Here is an 18,929-nt window from a genome sequence, read left to right on the forward strand (position 1 = left end):
CTTTTATAGGGTTAAGCTCTCACCGATAGATAAAAGCATTAAATCTTTTCCTTTTTCAAAGAATTTGCGTTTTGCGTCTTCATGGTCAATTTCGATATAACCAAATGTATCAAAGTGATAGCCTAAGACTTTATCACATTGCACAAAATCTGCTGCAATTACAGCTTCATCAACTCCCATCGTAAAATTACTTCCAATAGGTAGGATGGCTAAATCTAATGCAGTAAACATCGGAATTAATTTCATATCCATCGTTAGTGACGTATCACCAGCGATATAGACATTCTTATTTTTACTCTCAATAACAAATCCTCCTGGTTGTCCTCCATAACTGCCGTCAGGGAAAGAACTAGAATGGATCGCTGGTGTATATTTTACTTTGCCAAAATCAAATTGCCAACTTCCTCCGTGATTCATGGGATGTGCATTAAATCCTTTAGCCTCATAATGCCCAGCAATCTCCGCATTAGAAACAATAATAACCTCTGGATTATTTTTCGCGATTAATTCCACGTCTGCAATGTGATCTCCATGTGCATGCGTTAATAGAATATAATCCGCTTTTATATCATTGACGTTAATTTCCTTTGCTGCTGGTAATGGATTGCCGGTAATAAAAGGATCAACCATCACATAAATATCTTCAATCTGGATACCTAAACAGGCATGTCCGTAGTACGTTATTTTCATAATTTTTATTTTATAAGATTAAAGCTAAGGAAAAAAGTACAGAAACCAAAAAAGTACTTAAGGCTACAATTTTCATTTGGCTATCTAGTTCTCTAGGATTGGTATTATTTTTAACAAAGACCAAGTGTTTCACAAAAGGAAAATAAGCCAGTACAAAAACAAAATTGATGAAAGGTTTTGCACTATAAACCGCATAGACAACAAATGCAATTAAGGCAAATGCAAGAATGAAGTAATGATAATACTTGGCATTTTGACGCCCTAATTTAACTGCTAGTGTATTTTTTCCCACCAATTTATCCGCATCTAAGTCGCGCATATTATTAATATTCAATACTGCGATACTCAAATTCCCTACTGCAACAGCCGGTAATATAATCCAAGGATTAAGCGTTTGTCCATACAAGTAAAAACTTCCTATTACACTGACTAAACCAAAGAAAATAAAAACAAACAAATCTCCAAGTCCTCGATACCCATAAGCTGACTGCCCCACGGTATATTTAATGGCTGCTGCCACACAGCTAATTCCCAAAACAAAAAAGAACAAAGAGGTAAAAAAATGATCTCGCCCAAAAGAAAGATAAATTAAAATCAAGGCAGAAACTAGAGATAAACCTGCAGTAAAAATGATTCCTCTTTTTAATTCCTCTTTTGTCAACAAACCACTTTGTAAAGCACGTTGAGGTCCTAGTCTATTTTCGTTATCCGTTCCTTTTACGCCATCTCCATAATCATTGGCAAAGTTGGATAATATTTGAAATAATAAAGTTGTGAGGATAGCAAAGAAAAAGATAAGGTAAAAATTTTCGTGGTTAGCATAGTAAGGAAATGCACAAGCAGTTCCGACAATAATTCCTGATATCGATAGAGGTAACGTGCGCAAGCGTGCAGCAGAAACCCATGTTTTTGTTTTAGACATACATATAAGCTTTCAACGGACAAATACCCTCATTTATCCACTTGCGCAAAATTAAGGATAAAACCAAGTAAATACAACTTCGTATTTAGTTTTGACACCTCCTTTATTTCTCTTTTTCAGCATCCCATTTTTTTTAAAAAAACTCGTCTAAAATTATCCTGACCAACCCTGAAATACAATAGTCTTCACGACCTCTTAAACAAACAAAATCCACTAGAATAAAACGACATTTTTCTCAGAATTAGTCCTAAATTATATTAAAGTTATCATTTAAGTAAAGACCCCTACTGTATTTTGACTAAATCAAAATCAGAAAAAACAAGCAAACCTCGTCTCTAGAAAACCACTTCAAGCAAGTTAGATTCAACGTAAAGTAAAGATGCAACACAAAATACACAATATATTAAAAACAAACGAATTACAACTAATTTTTACAACCCATAACAAAAAGTTATACATCAAATAAGTCTTAAAAACAGTCTAAAAGCCTTACTTCACCACTATATCACAATTTCTAAATCAGTAAAGTTACGCAAAAACAAAACTAAAACTAAAGGTTGCTAAATAAGGACAAATTACTTTTAACCCTTCTTGTTCCATCTGCTGTTTTAGTATGCTAAAAGGCAGCTACCCTCACCTTTTAATTCCCCTTGTTTTTTATTTTTAACCCTTGAATATTTTTCTTTTTTTCCCTATTTAGTACATCAAAAAAAGTTTTATTCTTTCTATTTTCTGCTTGTGATAAGCTAAAAAATACGCGATGACTTCCTTCTCATTCAGGCCTTTTTATAGCCCTATTGCTACCTTTTACCTTTCTGTTACTTTCTTATTTTTAAGCTTAGATTAACTCCTAAACCATCCAAATAAGCACAAAAAAAAAGGATGAGAATTCGATTCTCATCCTTTTAGATGTTAGATTTTTAGTCTGTCTTATTGTTTTTTCAAGCGATAATTTTCAGCTAAATTTCCTGTAATTTCATTTCCTTCTTGATCCAAAAGCAATAAACTTCCTTCGTGTACTGCTGCCTGTTTTTTACTTCCATCTTTCAATATAAGTGTAATTTTATTCCCTGTTGTATCCCATTCATACTTTCCTTCTTCTTCAAAATGTCCATCTTTTCTATCTTGATAATGGTCCACTAATTTGAAAGTTCCATCCTCGTTCAGTACGATTGTTTCATCGATTCCTGGACAATCTGCACATGGGATAGTTCCCTTATATGTACCTGCCCAATCTAATGAAGTTTTTGAATTATCAGCCATTACTTCTGTTGGAGTTACTTCTTCAACTGCCGTTGGTTCTGTTGTTTCTTTTACCTCTTTTTTACAGCTTGTAAGCGTTAAAACACTCATTGCTACTACTGTTAACACAGCTAAATTTCTTCTTTTCATCGTGAAATTTTTTTTAATAGTTTTATACATCAAATTTACAACTTATTTTCAATATTCGAACTCCATTTATCTTAATAAAAAGCAATTAATCCAAATTATTGTAAAACTACTGTTGATTTTCTATTCTTTTATATGTTAGTACCGTTTGATGATCTTCCGATTTCAATAGCAATAGATTATTATCGAATTGATATTCTTTTGTTTTCCAGAATGCTATTTTATAAGCCATAGATTCCACTTCCTCACAATACGTTTGAAATGGTGTAATTCCTGGCTCAAGATCAAGCGTTGAGGCTCCTAATGCTTTGATTGTTCCTTGTTGTAAATTACATCCATCTTCACCATAAATCTTGCTGTCTTTCAAATTAACAACAAAAAAAGGAGCTTTTAATGGAAACAAATCACTCACGGTTTCCCCCTTAGTTGTTGCCGTTTTAAAATCTATTAATTCCCAAGTTCCTTCTAATTGATGTATTGTACTTGCTTGTTCTTGTTTCAATACAATGGCGTCTTTTTGCCTAGTTTGACTTTTACATCCCACCGCTAAAACAACAAAAGTTATCCCGATAAGTTTAATTATTTTTTTCATGTGCATTGCTTTGTCGTCTATTCAATTCGCTCTAAATTCTCCTTATACAAGCCAACTAAAACGCTATTTCCATTTTGATCTACACGAAGTCCACCAAATTTAGCTTGTTCATATAACGTATCTTTTCCTTCTTGAAAAAAGTAGCTCTCTGCTCCAACAGCTAGACTAAATCCATCCCAATTGAAGTATTTTACGGCCACAATTGCTTCCTCCCCTTCTAGTTTAGGCAAAGCTGTACTAATGGCTTTAAAAGTACCTCTATTTTGCTCATCCAAGGTTAGAATCACATAACCGCGTTTGTGTATTTCATCTTTATTGCGGGTTGATTCACGCAATTCATTGTTGAGGGCGTAATTCAATTGCATATAATCGCCCTGTATTAAGGAACGCGGGTCAACTGGAGCTAAGGGCAATAATACGAATTTTCCTTCTTGAATGGTTTCTTCTTTTTGCAAGACAGCGCGTAGGAAAAACACAGCGAATACCACTAAGGTAACTGCAATGACACTATTTCTTTTATTTTTCACGGTTCCATTGATTATAAATTACAAATAGCCCTAAAAAGAACAGACCGCAGCCCATTAAGATTAGAGATTTAATAAGCAGGCTTACATTTAAATAGTAGTAGTATGCACCTAAAGAGAAAAGCAATGTACAAATAGCCAGTACGATTCCTTTGTAAAAGCGAAACTGAAAAGACCATACCAATAAGAAAAAACTAATCACTAAAGGCATACCAAAACCATGCATTAAAAAGGCCATTCCCAAGATTAAAACACTTGCTATTCCAGTGATAAGCATGGGTTTAGACAGAGTTACTCGTTGCCCAATTTGCTTCACTGTCCAATAGGTTAAAACAAGCAATACAATTCCGGCAAAACCTAAATAGATCTTGTGCCCCACTTCATGATAGTCAAAATATCTAGAACGGTTGATCCAATTGGCAGGATCAATCAAAGTGATATTATCCTGAATGATTTCAAAGAAAAAAATAAGGAATAAAGCATGTAGCATGGCACTATATCGCTGTGACCAGAACGAGTATTTTGTTTTCAGCTCGACTTCTTTATCAAACAAAACGTACAGACCAACTAAAAGCAGCCAAAACAACAGGAGTGCTCCATAGCCTAAATGTAGTAAGCCGAGGTAATATACCACACCATAATACAAGCCAATAATAGATAAGAACTGGATAATCTTGCTTTTGAATAACATAAATCCAGCAAAACTCAATATAATTACACAGAGAAGATTATTATTCTCGCTCCAACCAAAATCAATACAAGCCGCAATTACGCAAACAAATGCACTAATATACGTAGCAACAAATACCCCATCTCTCAAAGCGGGTTCTGTCTTTTTATTGCCAATAAAACTCAAAGCATAAAGCACTACTGCAAAGAGTAGAAAACTAATATATCCTAGTGAATCACCAATGGTAAGAAACAAAAAACCAAAGAAAAATCCCATGGCTAATAAACTTCCTAAAATAGCAACCACTTTCAAAAAGATATACTTCATGGAGTTTTCCTCCGCTATACGACTGGCTAATTGCTCCTCAACACGAACACCTTGTTCTTCTACTTGAAAAAGCAAGTCTTTCCACGAACTATTTTTCATCTTTCCACGCTTTTGATTTATTCGACACCAATTTAATAATGAAGAAGATTGCTCCTATAGCATACAACATGTAAACGAGCAGTCCTTCTGCTGCATCCTTAAATATTTTCATCCAAATCATTAATCCACAGCATACTGCTGCAATTAAAGCATAAGAAAACAAGAAAATCTGTTTTTGTATCCACCCCATTACTAGGCCACCGCCAATTAGTATTAGTGCAAGTACTAAGGCGATTACATTCCCCTCTAGCTCAGTTTCTCTATAATTTGCTTCATGACTGAAGAGCCACAAACTAAATCCGATAGTTGCTAATACGTAAATAGCGATGCATTGCACCTGTTTATATAAATTGCCAATTTGAAACTGTGGATGCAATCTTTTAATTTGCGGAAGCAGTAAAAGCGCGAAATTTATCAGGATTAAATAAATAACTCCCAAAAAAACAGAATCAACCTGTAGTACTTGTACTAAGGCTAATATCAATGTTGTATTGGCTAAAATGCTAAAAAACAACCATTGATACGTAGATTGACTTACAAGCGTTAGTGGAGTAACTACCATCAACCAGGTTAAAAATAAATCATAAGCATTGGCTCCTGTTTGATAGGTTTGCCCAAAAACAGCCAGTAATACCCCTATTAATACGGAAGTTGCTACGAGGCTAATTTTATTGATTGCCTCTTTGACACGCGTCGTTATCGCTCCATAGGCACTGATTAAGATACCCAATCCAATCAGAGCGAACTTAACACTCGCTGTCATCTGATCCCAATTAAAGGCAAAGAAGAACAGCATACCACTCACCAAAAAACCAATACCGCAAATGAGCAGGGCATAATACCCAAACTCCTTCCATTGTTGAGCAGAAGCTAAACCATAGGTTTGATACAGCGTTTTAAAGTGTTGTTCTTCTATTGATGAATGTTCTTGGAGTAAGAACAATTCATGCTTTGTTACTTTCTTTTCTTTTTCTTTCATATACAATTTATTATCCCCCAAAAAGTGTGTTTATACGCACTTTGTACTAGGATGCTAAGATTTGAGCAGCGTGATCTTTTGTTTTTACCTTGTCAATAATTTGACTAAGCACTCCCTCTTCATTGATTACAAAAGTCATACGGTGAATTCCATCATAGGTTCTACCCATAAACTTTTTAGGTCCCCAAACACCAAAGGCATGAAGTACTTCTTTGCTTTCGTCTGCTAGCAAAGGAAAAGGCAACTTATTTTTAGTTATAAACTTCTGCTGTCTTTCCGCAGAATCAGCACTCACGCCAAGTAATTCATAGCCTTGTGCTTTTAGTTCTTGATAATTGTCTCTCAAATTACACACCTCCCAAGTACATCCTGGGGTACTTGCTTTAGGGTAAAAAAAGACCACTAACTTCTTTCCTTTGTAATCACTTAATTGATGTTTTACTCCGGCTTGATCTATACCAACAAAATTTGGCGCTTGATCACCAACTTTTAAATGTGTCATTTTATTTTAATTTTTTGTGAATAGTAAAATTACTTTTTTTTTACTTAGGTCAATCATTTTCGATCGTCTCTTCTACTTTAACTTATTTTCAACGGGTATTTTTTCTTCTAGTCTTCTATTATTTCTTTCTTACAATCACTTACTCACATAAAAATCACCCCCTTATAAAAAAAATAAGTATTTAATTAAAATCATTCTAAATAATTCTATATTTGCGAACTATGTATTTTATTTTTAATAAGTCTAAATAATATTCTAAAAGACTTTTAATCGATCTTATTCTAGTTATGAATCGCATCTATCTCCTTATGCTGTCTTGTTCTAGTTTGTCCATGTTCGCACAAACCGAAGCGCAGTTAGACAGTTTATATCAAATCCTACCCACCGATCTTGGTGAAGTTTTTATCCGCGTCAACCAACCTGTTTTTCAACAGAAAGCGGATAAAATGGTATTTAATGTAGAAAATAGTAGCCTATCTGAAGGTAGTACTATTTTAGAAGTACTGGGTCGTGCGCCCGGCGTTGTTGTTTCTCAAGAAGGAGAATTGTCACTTCGTGGAAAAAAAGGAGTGAGTGTGATGATTAATGGTAAATTGAGTTCCTTGTCTTCCAAAGAATTAGCCAATTTACTACGCTCTACTAATTCAAGTGCAGTAAAAAATATTGAAATCATTGCCAATCCCTCGGCCAAATACGACGCAACGGGTAATGCGGGTATCATCAATATTGTATTGAAGAAAAGCGTGCTTGAGGGATTGAATGGCAGTGTTTATACTAGTGTTGGACGAGGAAGGAAAAACCGCATGAATACAGGGATGAACATCAACTACAACCACAAAGGTTGGAGTGTATTTGCGGATTACAGCTATACTTTTAGAGGCGAGGAAGAACGCAAAACCTTTGATCAAGATTTTTTTGATGCTTCTTCCCTACTTACTCGTCAAACCATGCAACACTACAAAACGAGTGAACCCTTGACATCCAATAATTTTAAATGGGGAACCGACTATCAATTCAACGCTAAAACATCTATAGGTATCTTGTTTGATGCTAAAATTGGGCGTTATGAAAACAAATCCAAAGGGATTAGCGATGTTTACACCCCTATTTCAACTCTGTATTCATCCATTGCCACAGATAATTACAACGACGAACATTGGTATGACTATACCTATAGCGTACATGGAACGCATCAATTTGCAGAAGAAGGAACGCGTTTAGATTTTGATATTGAATATGAACAATCTAAATTTAGGTCACTCCAAACGCAGCTCCAAGAAACGCGAGTAGCTACTGCGGATGCTTATCCCAACCGACGAGGAAAGATTCCTTCAACGTTGCGCGTTTTCAATGGAAAATTAGATTTTACAATTCCTCTTTGGGACAATCACACGTTAGAAACGGGTTGGAAATCGACGGTAAAAACCAACGACAATCCTTCTGTCTATGAAATAGAGGAAAACAACCAATGGGCAATTGATCCGATTACAACCAATCACTACGATTACAAGGAGCAAATTCACGCCCTATATGCCAATTATAAAGCCACTTGGGATCATTGGCAAATTCAAGTTGGGCTACGCAATGAATATACAGATCGCACCATCAACCAAAAAACGACAGCGGAGCACCATCAAATGGATTACAATAAATTATTTCCCAGTGCTTCCATTAAATATGAGACTGATCAGGCGCATAGCTACTATGCTTCCTATAGTAAACGCATCAACAGACCGAGTCATTTTGACTTGAATCCCTTCCGTTTTTACAACGATCCTTTCAATTATTGGCAAGGAAATGTAAACGTCAGACCCGAAATTACACATGCCACAGAGGTCGGATATAGCTGGAGTAAATATTTGATTGCTTCAATTTATTTTAGTCAGACCCATGATGTCATGACGCAAGTATATTCCTATGAACAGAATCAAACGATTATGGTTAAAACGCTAGAGAATCTGAGTAAATCTTACCATTATGGTGCTACTGTAACTGCCACTGCTAATCCCACAGATTTTTGGACCTTAAGCAGTATGTTTAACTTGTTTAACAACCAATACAAAGGAACCTATCAAGAAACGACCATTGACAGCAAGCAAGTTGCTTTTACACTGAATGCTCAAAATAGCTTTACTTTTTCAAAAGGAATAAAAGCCGAAATTAATGCACAGTATTTTTCTAAATCGAATATTGGCTTATACAAAAGAGATGCTTACTTTGATCTAACAATTGGAGCTTCTAAGAGTGTCTTCAAGGAGAAGGGTAGCATTAAACTAGCACTAACTGATGTATTAAAAACCAATAACTTCACAATTATTGGTGATAACTTCGATTCGAAGGTGAAACAGAAATACGACTTAGATAGTAGGATTGCAACTTTATCGTTTAATTATAAATGGTAAATTCAAAAACTACAGCAAAACTGTTTATTTTGTTAACAAATGTATTTTTGTTTTTTAAATTAATCAACATTTCATATACTTGTGTTAATCAATTTTAAAACTTTTTTATGAAAAAATTAACATTAGGATTAGCATTAATCTTATCTCTTGGCGTTTTTGCAAATAATGGTGAGATCAAAGGAGAAGATAAATCCGAACAAATTACATTTACACAAAAATGTTATCTCCTTAGCTTTGATGCTGTATATTACCAAAACTTCAAAGCTGTTAGTGGTTCTGCAGAACATCATGAAAAGTATTTTTATGGTACTTATGATGCTGCTGTAACAGAATCAGAAAACTTTAAAAATAGTTTCAATTACTATCCTCTTCTTAATTGGTCTAATGGGACAGGATGGAGTGTTCCTGTAAGCGAACCTCAAGAAATGTCAAGAACCAAATGTCTTGAAATAATACCCCTTAATTAATTTAGTACCTTAAATATAAATCGAGAATTGTAAAATACACGACTTACGATTTATCACGAAATGAAAAAGCCAACTCAATGAGTTGGCTTTTTTTACCATAAAATCTAGACGTGGCTACTTGTCTTATTTGATTTCCAACAGTATTGTTGTTTATTTTTAAGATCCCTTTTACACCCTTCTTGTTCGAAGGCGTCTTCTTGAAGTGGGGAACTTGCGTTTTATTTTGAGTTGCAAAGTAGTTCAAATAAACTGAATGTCAAAGTCTTAAAATAGTTTTACTAAAAAATATAAATAAAATAATATAAATCAAATTATAAACTTCACTTTAACACTATACCCATAAACTTTACTCAAAAAAGCACAATAATTAGTAGGAACGCTATAAAGGCAACAACAAAAATTGTTCTATTAATTGAATAAATGCACCATATTCTGTTTGGTTCTTCTTGACTAAACGTTCCCAAACGAGTACAGGTACTTCTATTTTTGTATTATTACTATCTGTATACACACGACTTCCAGATAAATTCTTCGTTAAGGTAGCTGACTTATTACTTCCTTTAAACGTCATATCTCCAGAAAAATCGGTTTGAATATCCCAGGACTTTTGCTCTCCTTCATTTTTTACTTGGAGGATTCCGAAAATATCTTCTTTCGCTGTTATTTTTTTTCCACGATTATCTTCAATCGTCAATTTTCCTAAAATATCAATACCATAGGTAGCTTCATACCCACTAATCTGCATATAATCCAGTATTAAATCTTGAAAAAACATAGATTTAACATCCAGCTCATTGTAATTAGGTCCCATCTTCTTTTCCAAATAGGCTTTATTAAATTTGAGGGTGTTATGATTTGAATCAGTAAAGGTCAAGTCATCAAAAATATTTCTCTTCAGTTTAGCGTTATACTGATCTGCTTTATAAACTAAATCATTAAAAATATCTTGTTGAATACGCTGTCCATAGGTCGCAAAAGAACAAAGGATAAAAGCAATACTCCATCCAAAACTAAAGCAGTGATTTATTTTATTCTTCATGATGTCCGTCTTTATTTTTGCGTTAACTTTTTTGCTTGTTCCCAATATACGTCCATTTCTTCCAAATTCATCTGAGACAAGGCTTTATTTTCTTCTTGGATCAGCTGTTCCATCGTTTGGAACCGCGTCAAAAACTTGTGGTTTGTCTGACTCAACGCATGTTCAGGATCTATACCTACAAAGCGAGCATAGTTAACTAAAGAAAATAAAATATCTCCGAATTCCTTTTCCATCAAAGCCTGATTACCCGCCGCTTCTTCTGCTTTGAATTCTTGTATTTCCTCTTCTACTTTCGCCCATACCTCCATTTTATCACTCCAATCAAAACCAATGCCACTTGCTTTCTCCTGCATACGCAATGCTTTGATTATCGCAGGTAAACTGGTGGGCACACCTTCTAATACTGATTTTCGTCCCGCTTTCAATTTAAGTTGCTCCCAATTTTGTAGCACTTCTTGTTCGTTTTCTACTTTGGTATCTCCGTATATATGAGGATGTCTATAAATAAGTTTCTCACAAATGCCATCCGCAATTGTTTTCACATCAAATAATCCTTGTTCACTTCCTATTTTAGCATAAAATACAATGTGCATCAACAAATCTCCTAACTCCCCTTGCATTTCTGTTGCGTCTCCAACCGAGATACTATCCGCTAATTCATAGACTTCTTCAATGGTCAAAGAACGCAACGACTCAAAGGTTTGTTTCTTATCCCATGGACATTCAACCCTTAACTCATCCATAATGGTTAACAAACGTCCAATAGCTTCTAATTTTTCTTGTTGTGTATGCATAGCGAATTGTATTATTTTCCTTGTAAAAATAAAAAAGCTCGTTGTATAACGAGCTTTTTATCTATTCTTTTTTCTTATTTGCTTTCTTCAACTGCTTCTTGAAAAGCCTCTTGAATTAATCCTCTTTTTTGTACGATATTATACCAGTTCAATACTTTTTTAATATCTGAATTGTAAACGCGCTCTGAATCATAGTTTGGCAATACTTCTTGGAAGTAAGCAACTAATTCTGGATCAGAAGCTTTGTGAGAAATAGCCTCTCCATTGTTTTCCTTTGTTGCGATATTTTTAAATACGTCAAAAAGTTTAATTTCTCCTTCGTGCGTATATATTGAGATTTCAGATAATAAACTAACGTTGTTTTTTAATCCTACTGTGCTTCTTTTCCCGTCAACTAATGATTCTGCAATAAATCCTGTGCGTGTTTGAACAATTAACTCAAATAATCCTGGCTTACCAGAAATAGCTAATACTTTTTCTAAACTCATTTTCTAAAATTTTTCTTTTGTAACAAATATCTTAATTACTTCTTAATTTCCAATTTTTTATCTACCTTTTTTAGCAGCAAATTTCATTTTATAGTCTGTAAACACTTTACCTTCCATAATATTCTTCAATCGCTTCGCAATTAATTTCTTTTTAAGGCTTGATAATTTATCTGTAAACAGAATTCCTTCAATGTGATCGTATTCATGTTGAATTACACGTGCTGCCAATCCATTGATTGTTTCTGTGTATTTCGTGAAATTTTCATCGCAGTATTCAATTGTAATCTGTTCTTTACGTACAACAAGTTCATGTACATCTGGAATACTTAAACATCCTTCATTAAATGCCCACTCTTCTCCTTCTTCCTTAATTATTTTAGCATTGATGAATGTTCTTTTATACTTCGTTAAAAACTCTTTCTCTTCTGGTGTATTATCTTCAATCTCTGCAAATGGAGCACAATCAACTACGAATAGACGAATAGGCAATCCCACTTGAGGAGCTGCTAATCCTACCCCACTAGCCGAATACATCGTATCGTACATATTAGCAATTAATTCATCTAGATTTGGATAATCTTTTGTTATGTCTTCTCCTACTTTGCGTAAAACAGGATCTCCATAACCAACAATAGATAGTATCATAGTTGTTCTTTTGTAACTTTATTGATTAAAACGATTGCAAAATTAGTCAAATTTATAGTATTCTAGCAGACTACAAAACTTTTTTCGATTTAACTTTCTACCTTATTGGCCTATCTTTTAGTCCTAAGAAGAGAAATAGTTTGGTATGAAACTATTGATATCTCAATTAATACACTGATTATTAATTTTTTAAAGGATCTATTATTGTATTTCCTTCTACATTTCATTTGCACTTCACTTGCTTTCCTCTTTTTTTCTAAAAAAATAAATCCTCCCTACTTTTCTCTCTCCGGGCCAAACTAAATCAGAAAAAGCTTTCCGCAATAGAAAGCTTTGGTATCAGTAGATGTTATAGTTCTTTGTCTTTTAGAAATGCGACAAGCTGACTTACCGCTTTTCCCCTGTGGCTTACTGCATTTTTTTCCTCTAGGGTTAATGCTGCAAAGGATTTTGTCATACCCGTAGCTTGAAACAAAGGATCGTAGCCAAAACCTCCTTCTCCTTGTTCTTCTTTTAGAATCTCACCTTCAACAATTCCTGTAAATAAGTGTTCTTCTCCATTGTAATGTAAGGCAATCACCGTTTTAAAATTTGCTTTTCTATTGGTTTTTCCTTCTAATTCACGTAGTAATTTTGCATTGTTTGCTTGATCATTTTTATCCTCTCCAGCATATCGTGCCGAATACACGCCTGGTGCACCTGCTAAAGCATCTACTTCTAATCCTGAGTCATCTGCAAAACAATTGAAGCCATAGTGTCTTTTGATGTAATTTGCCTTTAGTAAGGCATTCCCTTCTATGGTATCTGCCGTTTCTGGTATATCCACCATACAACCAATATCTTCTAGACTCAATATTTCTATTGAATCGGGTACTTGATTTTTAATTTCTTTGATTTTATTTTTATTGTTTGAAGCAAATATGAGTTTCATTGCACTTTATTTAAGTTGAGTAGCCAAAATTACAAAATGAAAAGGAGACTTTCTTCTTGAATGAGTACAAAAAAAAAGAACAAACTCATTACAAGTTTGTTCTCCTCATTCACCTTATCAATTACTAACCTAGTAAAAGAAAATTTTACATCTTATTTGATAAGAGATTCTGATAAAATTTTAACTCAACCATTTTATATCAAAAATAGAATCTCATACGTATAAATAAGCGTTTGTTGTTTCCCTTCACAAGTTTTAACCTGATACAATAGTACTTCTAAATCAGCGAATACTAGTCAAAAGAATACTCAAACGGATGAAATCAGAACTCAACCGTTGATAATGTTCACTCAATTGGTTATGGGTTAAGGGAATAAAAAAAGGAGTTGTATACAACTCCTTTTTTATTTATTATTCTCAATGGTGTGGTTGACAGAGTTAACAGTTAACAGTTGACAGTTCACTGTGAACCGTTTGTATAGTCCACATCTTTTCACCTTCTCCTCTCACCACCATCTATTACTTCTTATATTCTTTCACCACTTGATTGATACGACCGAAAATTGTTTTTCCTTCGTTGTCCATCATCTCAATTTCAATACGATCTCCGAATTGCATAAATGGCGTAGATGGTTTTCCGTCTTTAATCGTTTCTAAACATCTAACCTCAGCTAAACAACTTGATCCTGTTGGGCTTCCTTGATTTGCAACAGTTCCTGATCCAATTACAGTTCCCGCCATTAACGAACGTGTTTTTGCAGCATGTGCTACCAATTGTCCGAAATTAAATGTCATATCGATTCCTGCATTTGGTGAACCAACCAATACGCCGTTTAACGTAGAGTGTAAAGGTAAATGTACTTTTCCGTCTTTCCATACTCCCTCTAATTCATCGGGTGTAACAACTACTGGAGCGAAAGCTGTCCATGGTTTAGATTGATAGAATCCGAATTGTTTTCCTAATTCTGCTGGAATTAAATTTCGCAACGAAACGTCATTTAATATGGTGATCAATTTAATGTGTTTCAAGGCTTCATCCGCACTTACTCCTGGAGGAACGTCATCTGTAATAACCGCAACCTCTGATTCAAAGTCAATACCCCATGCTTCATTCTCGATTTCAATATCGTCTGTTGCTCCGATAAAAGCATCAGAAGCTCCCATATACATCAATGGATCTGTCCAGAAAGACTCTGGTAATTCTGCGTTTCTTGCTTTGCGCACTAATTCAACATGAGTTACATACGCACTTCCATCAGCCCAGTGATAAGCTCTTGGAATCGGTGCCATTACTTTAGCTGTTGTAAAATCAATGGTATTAGATAGTTTTCCTGCGTTTAAGTTGTCATATACTTCTTTTAAAAGTGCCTCTTTTGTTGCCCATTGATCTAATGCCGCTTGCATGGTTGTTACAATTTCACTTACGACCACTGCTTTTGTCAAATCTTTTGAAACAACGACTAATTGACCATCTCTTGTGCCATTGTTGATACTAGCTAATTTCATGAATTTATGTTTTTAGTTTTTATTGTTGGTTTACTCTTTTTCTTCTTTTACCTGCGGTTCAAAAAAGAAAAGCCGAAGGTATAAAAAAAATAGAGAATACTATAATTTCGTTTTGTTTCCCCTTTCTGAATGTGTCCTACTTCTATAACACCTGATTTACAAGGAGTTTGATTGTTCTTGCTACTCCATCTTGATCATTGGTTGGTATTTTATGCGAAACCATATCTAAAATTACGGGATGCGCATTCCCTACCGCATAGGTATTGGCCTGTATACTCAACATCCCTTGGTCATTTAGGTTATCGCCAAAAAGGTGTAGACGTTCTCCTTGAATACCGTATTGTTCTTGTAAAAAGACAATAGCATGTTCCTTGGTTGCCTTTGCACTAGAGATTTCCAGTACAAATTGATTGGGAATATACTGATCTTGCATCAACAAGCATTGAAGCTCTGCTCCAAAGTGTTCTTGAATATACAGCTTTAAAGGAACTAACGTCTCATATTCCTCAATAAACATCAGAACGAGATTTTGCGTATCCCTTGTTTTTTGCTGCTCAGCCAAGTAATCTACTTCAATGAATCGAGGATCATTTGGGCGTTTATCCATAAAGTAAGTTAACCCTTTACTGGGATTCCTTTGATAGAAAATCCCTTCCTCAAACGATTCATTTAAGGTAAAAATAAAAGGCGATATCCCTTGTGCTTCACCCCGTTTTAATACGGCTTGTACAGCAGCAGTTTCCATTCCTTGAATCTTTAAAATACGTTGAACTTGCCAATCGTAAATAACGGCTCCATTATTTAAAATCACGGGGAAATTCCAAGGTACTTGTTGGATAACGTTGACCGCACTAGTTAATCCCCTTGCTGTAGCAAAACCAAGTTGATGAGGGCTTGTTTCTACAATTTCACGTAATAGTTGCTCACTTTCATCGCTTAAAAACCCTTTACTATTGAGTAAAGTTCCATCTAAGTCGGTTATAAAAATATGTTCCATTTTGTTTTATTCCTTGAGCATGCTGATGAATACCTCCAACATCAATTCATCTGTTGTCCAAGAGGTAATCAGTCGAACCGCAGCATAGTCAGCATTAATGGGCTTCCATACATAGAAGTCGAATTTTTCTTGCAAACGTTCAATCAATGCGACAGGTAGAATAGGGAAAATCTGATTACTAGCTGGTTCTACTAAAAACGTATGCCCTTGTTCTTGAAAGGCCTGCGCCAATTTCATGGCCATATCATTGGCGTCTTTGGCTAGTTTGAAGTATAAGTCGTCTTGAAAAAGTGCTAAAAACTGAATGCCTAATACTCTTCCTTTAGCAAAAAGTGCTCCCCTTTGCTTGAGGCTATAGTCAAAATCAAGCGCTAATTTTGGTTGAGGAAATACAATAGCTTCCCCAAATAAAGCACCATTTTTGGTTGCACCAATATAGAAAACATCTACCAATTCAGCGATCCGCTCTAAGGTTAGATCATTCGTAGGTGCAGTTAAAGCGTGTCCCAAGCGGGCACCATCCATAAAAAGAAGCAATCCTTCCGCTCTACAGCAATCCGATAACGCTTTCAATTCACGCTCACTATAAATCGTTCCAACTTCTGTCGTATTCGAAATGTACACTAGTTTGGGTTTTACTACATGTGGGCGCAGTTGAAATCCCGCTACTGTCTGTTTAATTTGATTAGGGGTAATCTTCCCATCTTTGCTTTCGATGGGAATTACTTTGTGTCCCGTAGCTTCAATAGCGCCAGTTTCATTGGCATAAATATGTCCTGTATTCGCGCTAATCACCGCTTCATATGGGCGTAATAAAGAAGAAATCACCAATAAATTGGCTTGCGTTCCACCAGATACAAAATAAATTTCAGCCGAAGGGTGATTCATTTTTTGACGCAACACTGCTTTGGCTTCTAGTGTATAGTCATCGTGTCCATAGCCGTTTTGTTGTATAAAATTGGTTTCTAGTAATTTATCTAAAATAGCAGGGTGAGCACCTTCTGCATAGTCTATTTTAAGGTTGTACATGTCACAGTTTTTAGTCAAGTAAAAATAGGACTTTCTCTTGCAACATACCATGATTCAAGGGAAAACTTTAGTAAAAAAAGAAACAGTGCTTCTTTGTTTCGTATAAAAAGTGTAATTTTAAATAAAAATCAAAAGATATGAATCACAAGAAAGTATACGCAGGAAGCGAAGTCATGGTTTTAGCTGTTCGAAACCTATTAGAAGAACACAACATTGCCTACATCATTCGCGATGATATTGAAGCAGGACGCAGTGCAGGCTATGGTACCTTAGGTAAAGCTGTTCACGTTTTTGTAGAAGAACAAGATGTAGAACGCGCCGAAGCGTTGTTAAAAGCAAATAATTTAGAGGAATAATCAAAGGATTATTCAATCGAAGAATAACAAAAAGGGGCGAACCAATGGTTCGCCCCTTTTTGTTCCTTTAATTATATTCGTTAGGGTTTTGCTTGATTTTTATCTTTCACTCGAATCTGTGGGTTAATCATCGCACCACAGGAAATTCCCGTAACTCTAAGGGTAGCTTGTTGTGATTTTGTTCCATCTCGTGCTTCCACTACATAGTGTACCTCAGCTACATCCCCAGGCTCAAAATACGCATGATCTAAGGTCAAAGTTACCTCTTCTCTACTCGATGAATAACGCCATTCTCCAACATTCGACTGCGTATAGGAGCTCCCCACTTCATTTCCATTGCTGTTAATAAATTGAAACGAACTTGCGTTCACCGAAAAATCAAGATCATCAAACAGTGGAATTGTTATTTCAGCTCCTCTACTTCCTCCCGTATCACTGACACACATATCTGCTTCTACATCTTCTAGAATCAATGCATTAGGAATGGAGACTTTAACATTTCGGATAATGGTTTTCTGTTGTGTAAAATTACCCGTTGATGCCGTAAAACCTACTTTTACTCGCTCTGGAATCGGCGCTCTAAAATCGTAGAGATTGTTCATCTTATCAAAGGTCTTAAACGACGTTTCATATCTAAAATTGTCAATAAGAGTGATTTCATTGCTTCCTTCTTTAGCCTTTACGGTCACGTATAGGGCTTCTCCATCGCTAGCAGGTTCTAATTCTACAATTATTTTTTGGAAGTTTGGATTGGCTTGTGACCCTCCATTTCCTACATCAAAATTAGCACCATCTGTATTACGGTCAAAGATATACTCACCTGTACGGTAGTCTAAACTCGCCATGGATAATTCCCCTGCATTCACTGAAAATCCTCCGAAATACTTGGTGTACAATACTGGGTTTCCGTTGTATCCTGCTGCTGTATAATAGGTAGCATGTCCTCCTCTTAGGGTAATATGATTGCCTTGATATCGACCGAAATCATTCTGATAATACCCTGCAGCTTGGAATCGAGCAGGTGAAATTCCCTCACGTCTATGTTCATTGGTTTCAAAAAACTTTTTAAATCCCCCACCTATATCAAAGCCCACGGCGAGATAAGCACCTTTTAAACTTGGTTTTCTTCCAATAATACCATTGGCTTCATTGTAGGCATATCCCAAGGCTTCAAAGCCATATCCTAAATCTAGTCTTTCATTCGCATCATAGAGAAACAGCGCCATTCCTTCTCCTTTTCCATAGGCTGATTGAATAGTTGCCATGGCATATTCAAACTCTATGGTTACACCTTCTCTCAGGTCAATTTCCAAATTATCAATGGCAAAAGCACTGTGGGCTACCCTCTTATTGGTTAGCACTAGTCCTTCTGAGGTATAACGCTCATAACCCGAAGGTGAATTCCCTCCTGTATCCGATTGTTCCACAATACCAGGAGGTGGCGTTCCATTTCCTTCGGTTAACGGTAAATTATAGGATCCACTTCTCGTATTCTGTGCTTGTAGCGTAAGTAAACTAAAGCAAGCAAGCACGGCATAATAAAACTTTTTCATTTTTTGCTTATTGTGCTTCCAGTAGGAT

General features: G+C 35.4%; 20 protein-coding genes. 3 read left to right on the plus strand and 17 right to left on the minus strand.

Going from position 1 to position 18,929, the window contains the following annotated elements; all coding sequences use genetic code 11:
• Positions 1-3 precede the first annotated feature (3 nt).
• The 8 genes from AWV75_RS16630 to bcp all read right to left on the minus strand — a co-directional run bounded on the left by AWV75_RS16630 (position 4) and on the right by bcp (position 6,694).
• Positions 4-690 carry a metal-dependent hydrolase gene (locus AWV75_RS16630; protein WP_060875438.1) on the minus strand — a complete coding sequence of 229 codons (687 nt, stop codon included), beginning with the start codon at positions 688-690 and terminating at the stop codon, positions 4-6.
• Positions 691-700: 10 nt separating this feature from the next.
• Positions 701-1,612: a 1,4-dihydroxy-2-naphthoate octaprenyltransferase gene (menA, locus tag AWV75_RS16635; protein ID WP_060875439.1), complete on the minus strand. Its 912-nt coding sequence runs from the start codon at positions 1,610-1,612 to the stop codon at positions 701-703.
• A 930-nt stretch (positions 1,613-2,542) separates the two neighbouring features.
• Entirely contained in the window at positions 2,543-3,004 is a 462-nt protein-coding gene (locus AWV75_RS16640) for a copper resistance protein NlpE (protein WP_060875440.1), read from the minus strand.
• A gap of 106 nt (positions 3,005-3,110) precedes the next feature.
• Positions 3,111-3,593, minus strand: coding sequence for an META domain-containing protein (locus AWV75_RS16645; RefSeq protein ID WP_060875441.1), 483 nt, complete (start codon positions 3,591-3,593; stop codon positions 3,111-3,113).
• 17 nt (positions 3,594-3,610) lie between these two features.
• Positions 3,611-4,120, minus strand: coding sequence for a GDYXXLXY domain-containing protein (locus AWV75_RS16650; protein WP_060875442.1), 510 nt, complete (start codon positions 4,118-4,120; stop codon positions 3,611-3,613).
• Positions 4,110-5,213 carry a DUF4401 domain-containing protein gene (locus AWV75_RS16655; RefSeq protein ID WP_060875443.1) on the minus strand — a complete coding sequence of 368 codons (1,104 nt, stop codon included), beginning with the start codon at positions 5,211-5,213 and terminating at the stop codon, positions 4,110-4,112. Before AWV75_RS16655 ends, AWV75_RS16650 begins: the two co-directional genes overlap by 11 nt.
• Positions 5,203-6,192, minus strand: coding sequence for a DUF2157 domain-containing protein (locus tag AWV75_RS16660; protein ID WP_060875444.1), 990 nt, complete (start codon positions 6,190-6,192; stop codon positions 5,203-5,205). Before AWV75_RS16660 ends, AWV75_RS16655 begins: the two co-directional genes overlap by 11 nt.
• A 46-nt stretch (positions 6,193-6,238) precedes the next feature.
• Positions 6,239-6,694, minus strand: coding sequence for a thioredoxin-dependent thiol peroxidase (bcp, locus tag AWV75_RS16665; RefSeq protein WP_060875445.1), 456 nt, complete (start codon positions 6,692-6,694; stop codon positions 6,239-6,241).
• A 287-nt stretch (positions 6,695-6,981) separates the two neighbouring features.
• On the opposite strand from bcp, the gene AWV75_RS16670 reads away from it, so the two are divergent.
• The gene (locus tag AWV75_RS16670) at positions 6,982-9,096 is read left to right on the plus strand and encodes a TonB-dependent receptor domain-containing protein (protein WP_060875446.1); all 2,115 of its coding nucleotides are present in this window, start codon (positions 6,982-6,984) and stop codon (positions 9,094-9,096) included.
• A 107-nt stretch (positions 9,097-9,203) separates the two neighbouring features.
• Complete coding sequence (locus tag AWV75_RS16675) at positions 9,204-9,563, plus strand: hypothetical protein (protein ID WP_060875447.1); 360 nt, start codon at positions 9,204-9,206, stop codon at positions 9,561-9,563.
• Positions 9,564-9,942: 379 nt separating this feature from the next.
• On the opposite strand, the gene AWV75_RS16680 is transcribed toward AWV75_RS16675, so the two are convergent.
• The 8 genes from AWV75_RS16680 to AWV75_RS16715 form a co-directional block, all read right to left on the minus strand.
• Positions 9,943-10,602 carry a hypothetical protein gene (locus tag AWV75_RS16680; RefSeq protein ID WP_060875464.1) on the minus strand — a complete coding sequence of 220 codons (660 nt, stop codon included), beginning with the start codon at positions 10,600-10,602 and terminating at the stop codon, positions 9,943-9,945.
• An 11-nt stretch (positions 10,603-10,613) separates the two neighbouring features.
• Positions 10,614-11,396 carry a nucleoside triphosphate pyrophosphohydrolase gene (gene mazG / locus AWV75_RS16685; protein WP_060875448.1) on the minus strand — a complete coding sequence of 261 codons (783 nt, stop codon included), beginning with the start codon at positions 11,394-11,396 and terminating at the stop codon, positions 10,614-10,616.
• 74 nt (positions 11,397-11,470) lie between these two features.
• Positions 11,471-11,884, minus strand: coding sequence for a DUF5606 family protein (locus AWV75_RS16690; protein WP_002992276.1), 414 nt, complete (start codon positions 11,882-11,884; stop codon positions 11,471-11,473).
• Positions 11,885-11,941: 57 nt separating this feature from the next.
• Entirely contained in the window at positions 11,942-12,529 is a 588-nt protein-coding gene (gene def, locus AWV75_RS16695; protein ID WP_002992275.1) for a peptide deformylase, read from the minus strand.
• A 349-nt stretch (positions 12,530-12,878) separates the two neighbouring features.
• The gene (locus AWV75_RS16700) at positions 12,879-13,460 is read right to left on the minus strand and encodes a non-canonical purine NTP diphosphatase (RefSeq protein ID WP_060875449.1); all 582 of its coding nucleotides are present in this window, start codon (positions 13,458-13,460) and stop codon (positions 12,879-12,881) included.
• Between the two features lie 519 nt (positions 13,461-13,979).
• Positions 13,980-14,966 (minus strand): fumarylacetoacetate hydrolase family protein, encoded by a 987-nt coding sequence (locus tag AWV75_RS16705; RefSeq protein ID WP_060875450.1) that lies wholly within the window; start codon positions 14,964-14,966, stop codon positions 13,980-13,982.
• A 142-nt stretch (positions 14,967-15,108) separates the two neighbouring features.
• Entirely contained in the window at positions 15,109-15,963 is an 855-nt protein-coding gene (locus AWV75_RS16710; RefSeq protein ID WP_060875451.1) for an HAD-IIB family hydrolase, read from the minus strand.
• Between the two features lie 6 nt (positions 15,964-15,969).
• Positions 15,970-16,992, minus strand: a complete 1,023-nt coding sequence (locus AWV75_RS16715) for a threonine aldolase family protein (protein WP_060875452.1) — start codon at positions 16,990-16,992, stop codon at positions 15,970-15,972.
• A 137-nt stretch (positions 16,993-17,129) separates the two neighbouring features.
• Here AWV75_RS16715 and AWV75_RS16720 point away from each other — a divergent pair, with 137 nt between their 5' ends.
• The gene (locus AWV75_RS16720) at positions 17,130-17,348 is read left to right on the plus strand and encodes a putative signal transducing protein (protein ID WP_060875453.1); all 219 of its coding nucleotides are present in this window, start codon (positions 17,130-17,132) and stop codon (positions 17,346-17,348) included.
• 80 nt (positions 17,349-17,428) lie between these two features.
• Here AWV75_RS16720 and AWV75_RS16725 read toward each other — a convergent pair whose 3' ends face one another.
• The gene (locus AWV75_RS16725; protein WP_156424211.1) at positions 17,429-18,901 is read right to left on the minus strand and encodes a hypothetical protein; all 1,473 of its coding nucleotides are present in this window, start codon (positions 18,899-18,901) and stop codon (positions 17,429-17,431) included.
• Positions 18,902-18,929 lie beyond the last annotated feature (28 nt).

This window comes from Myroides odoratus, from assembly GCF_001549985.1.
In the GTDB taxonomy this organism is placed as follows: Bacteria; Bacteroidota; Bacteroidia; order Flavobacteriales; family Flavobacteriaceae; genus Flavobacterium; species Flavobacterium odoratum_A.

What these genes read in the sequence shown, in the direction of transcription:
- AWV75_RS16630 (WP_060875438.1), bottom strand. Translation starts at nt 690, where the DNA reads ATGAAAATAACGTACTACGGACATGCCTGTTTAGGTATCCAGATTGAA.
- menA (WP_060875439.1), bottom strand. Translation starts at nt 1,612, where the DNA reads ATGTCTAAAACAAAAACATGGGTTTCTGCTGCACGCTTGCGCACGTTA.
- AWV75_RS16640 (WP_060875440.1), bottom strand. Translation starts at nt 3,004, where the DNA reads ATGAAAAGAAGAAATTTAGCTGTGTTAACAGTAGTAGCAATGAGTGTT.
- AWV75_RS16645 (WP_060875441.1), bottom strand. Translation starts at nt 3,593, where the DNA reads ATGAAAAAAATAATTAAACTTATCGGGATAACTTTTGTTGTTTTAGCG.
- AWV75_RS16655 (WP_060875443.1), bottom strand. Translation starts at nt 5,213, where the DNA reads ATGAAAAATAGTTCGTGGAAAGACTTGCTTTTTCAAGTAGAAGAACAA.
- AWV75_RS16660 (WP_060875444.1), bottom strand. Translation starts at nt 6,192, where the DNA reads ATGAAAGAAAAAGAAAAGAAAGTAACAAAGCATGAATTGTTCTTACTC.
- bcp (WP_060875445.1), bottom strand. Translation starts at nt 6,694, where the DNA reads ATGACACATTTAAAAGTTGGTGATCAAGCGCCAAATTTTGTTGGTATA.
- AWV75_RS16670 (WP_060875446.1), top strand. Translation starts at nt 6,982, where the DNA reads ATGAATCGCATCTATCTCCTTATGCTGTCTTGTTCTAGTTTGTCCATG.
- AWV75_RS16675 (WP_060875447.1), top strand. Translation starts at nt 9,204, where the DNA reads ATGAAAAAATTAACATTAGGATTAGCATTAATCTTATCTCTTGGCGTT.
- AWV75_RS16680 (WP_060875464.1), bottom strand. Translation starts at nt 10,602, where the DNA reads ATGAAGAATAAAATAAATCACTGCTTTAGTTTTGGATGGAGTATTGCT.
- mazG (WP_060875448.1), bottom strand. Translation starts at nt 11,396, where the DNA reads ATGCATACACAACAAGAAAAATTAGAAGCTATTGGACGTTTGTTAACC.
- AWV75_RS16690 (WP_002992276.1), bottom strand. Translation starts at nt 11,884, where the DNA reads ATGAGTTTAGAAAAAGTATTAGCTATTTCTGGTAAGCCAGGATTATTT.
- def (WP_002992275.1), bottom strand. Translation starts at nt 12,529, where the DNA reads ATGATACTATCTATTGTTGGTTATGGAGATCCTGTTTTACGCAAAGTA.
- AWV75_RS16700 (WP_060875449.1), bottom strand. Translation starts at nt 13,460, where the DNA reads ATGAAACTCATATTTGCTTCAAACAATAAAAATAAAATCAAAGAAATT.
- AWV75_RS16705 (WP_060875450.1), bottom strand. Translation starts at nt 14,966, where the DNA reads ATGAAATTAGCTAGTATCAACAATGGCACAAGAGATGGTCAATTAGTC.
- AWV75_RS16710 (WP_060875451.1), bottom strand. Translation starts at nt 15,963, where the DNA reads ATGGAACATATTTTTATAACCGACTTAGATGGAACTTTACTCAATAGT.
- AWV75_RS16715 (WP_060875452.1), bottom strand. Translation starts at nt 16,992, where the DNA reads ATGTACAACCTTAAAATAGACTATGCAGAAGGTGCTCACCCTGCTATT.
- AWV75_RS16720 (WP_060875453.1), top strand. Translation starts at nt 17,130, where the DNA reads ATGAATCACAAGAAAGTATACGCAGGAAGCGAAGTCATGGTTTTAGCT.
- AWV75_RS16725 (WP_156424211.1), bottom strand. Translation starts at nt 18,901, where the DNA reads ATGAAAAAGTTTTATTATGCCGTGCTTGCTTGCTTTAGTTTACTTACG.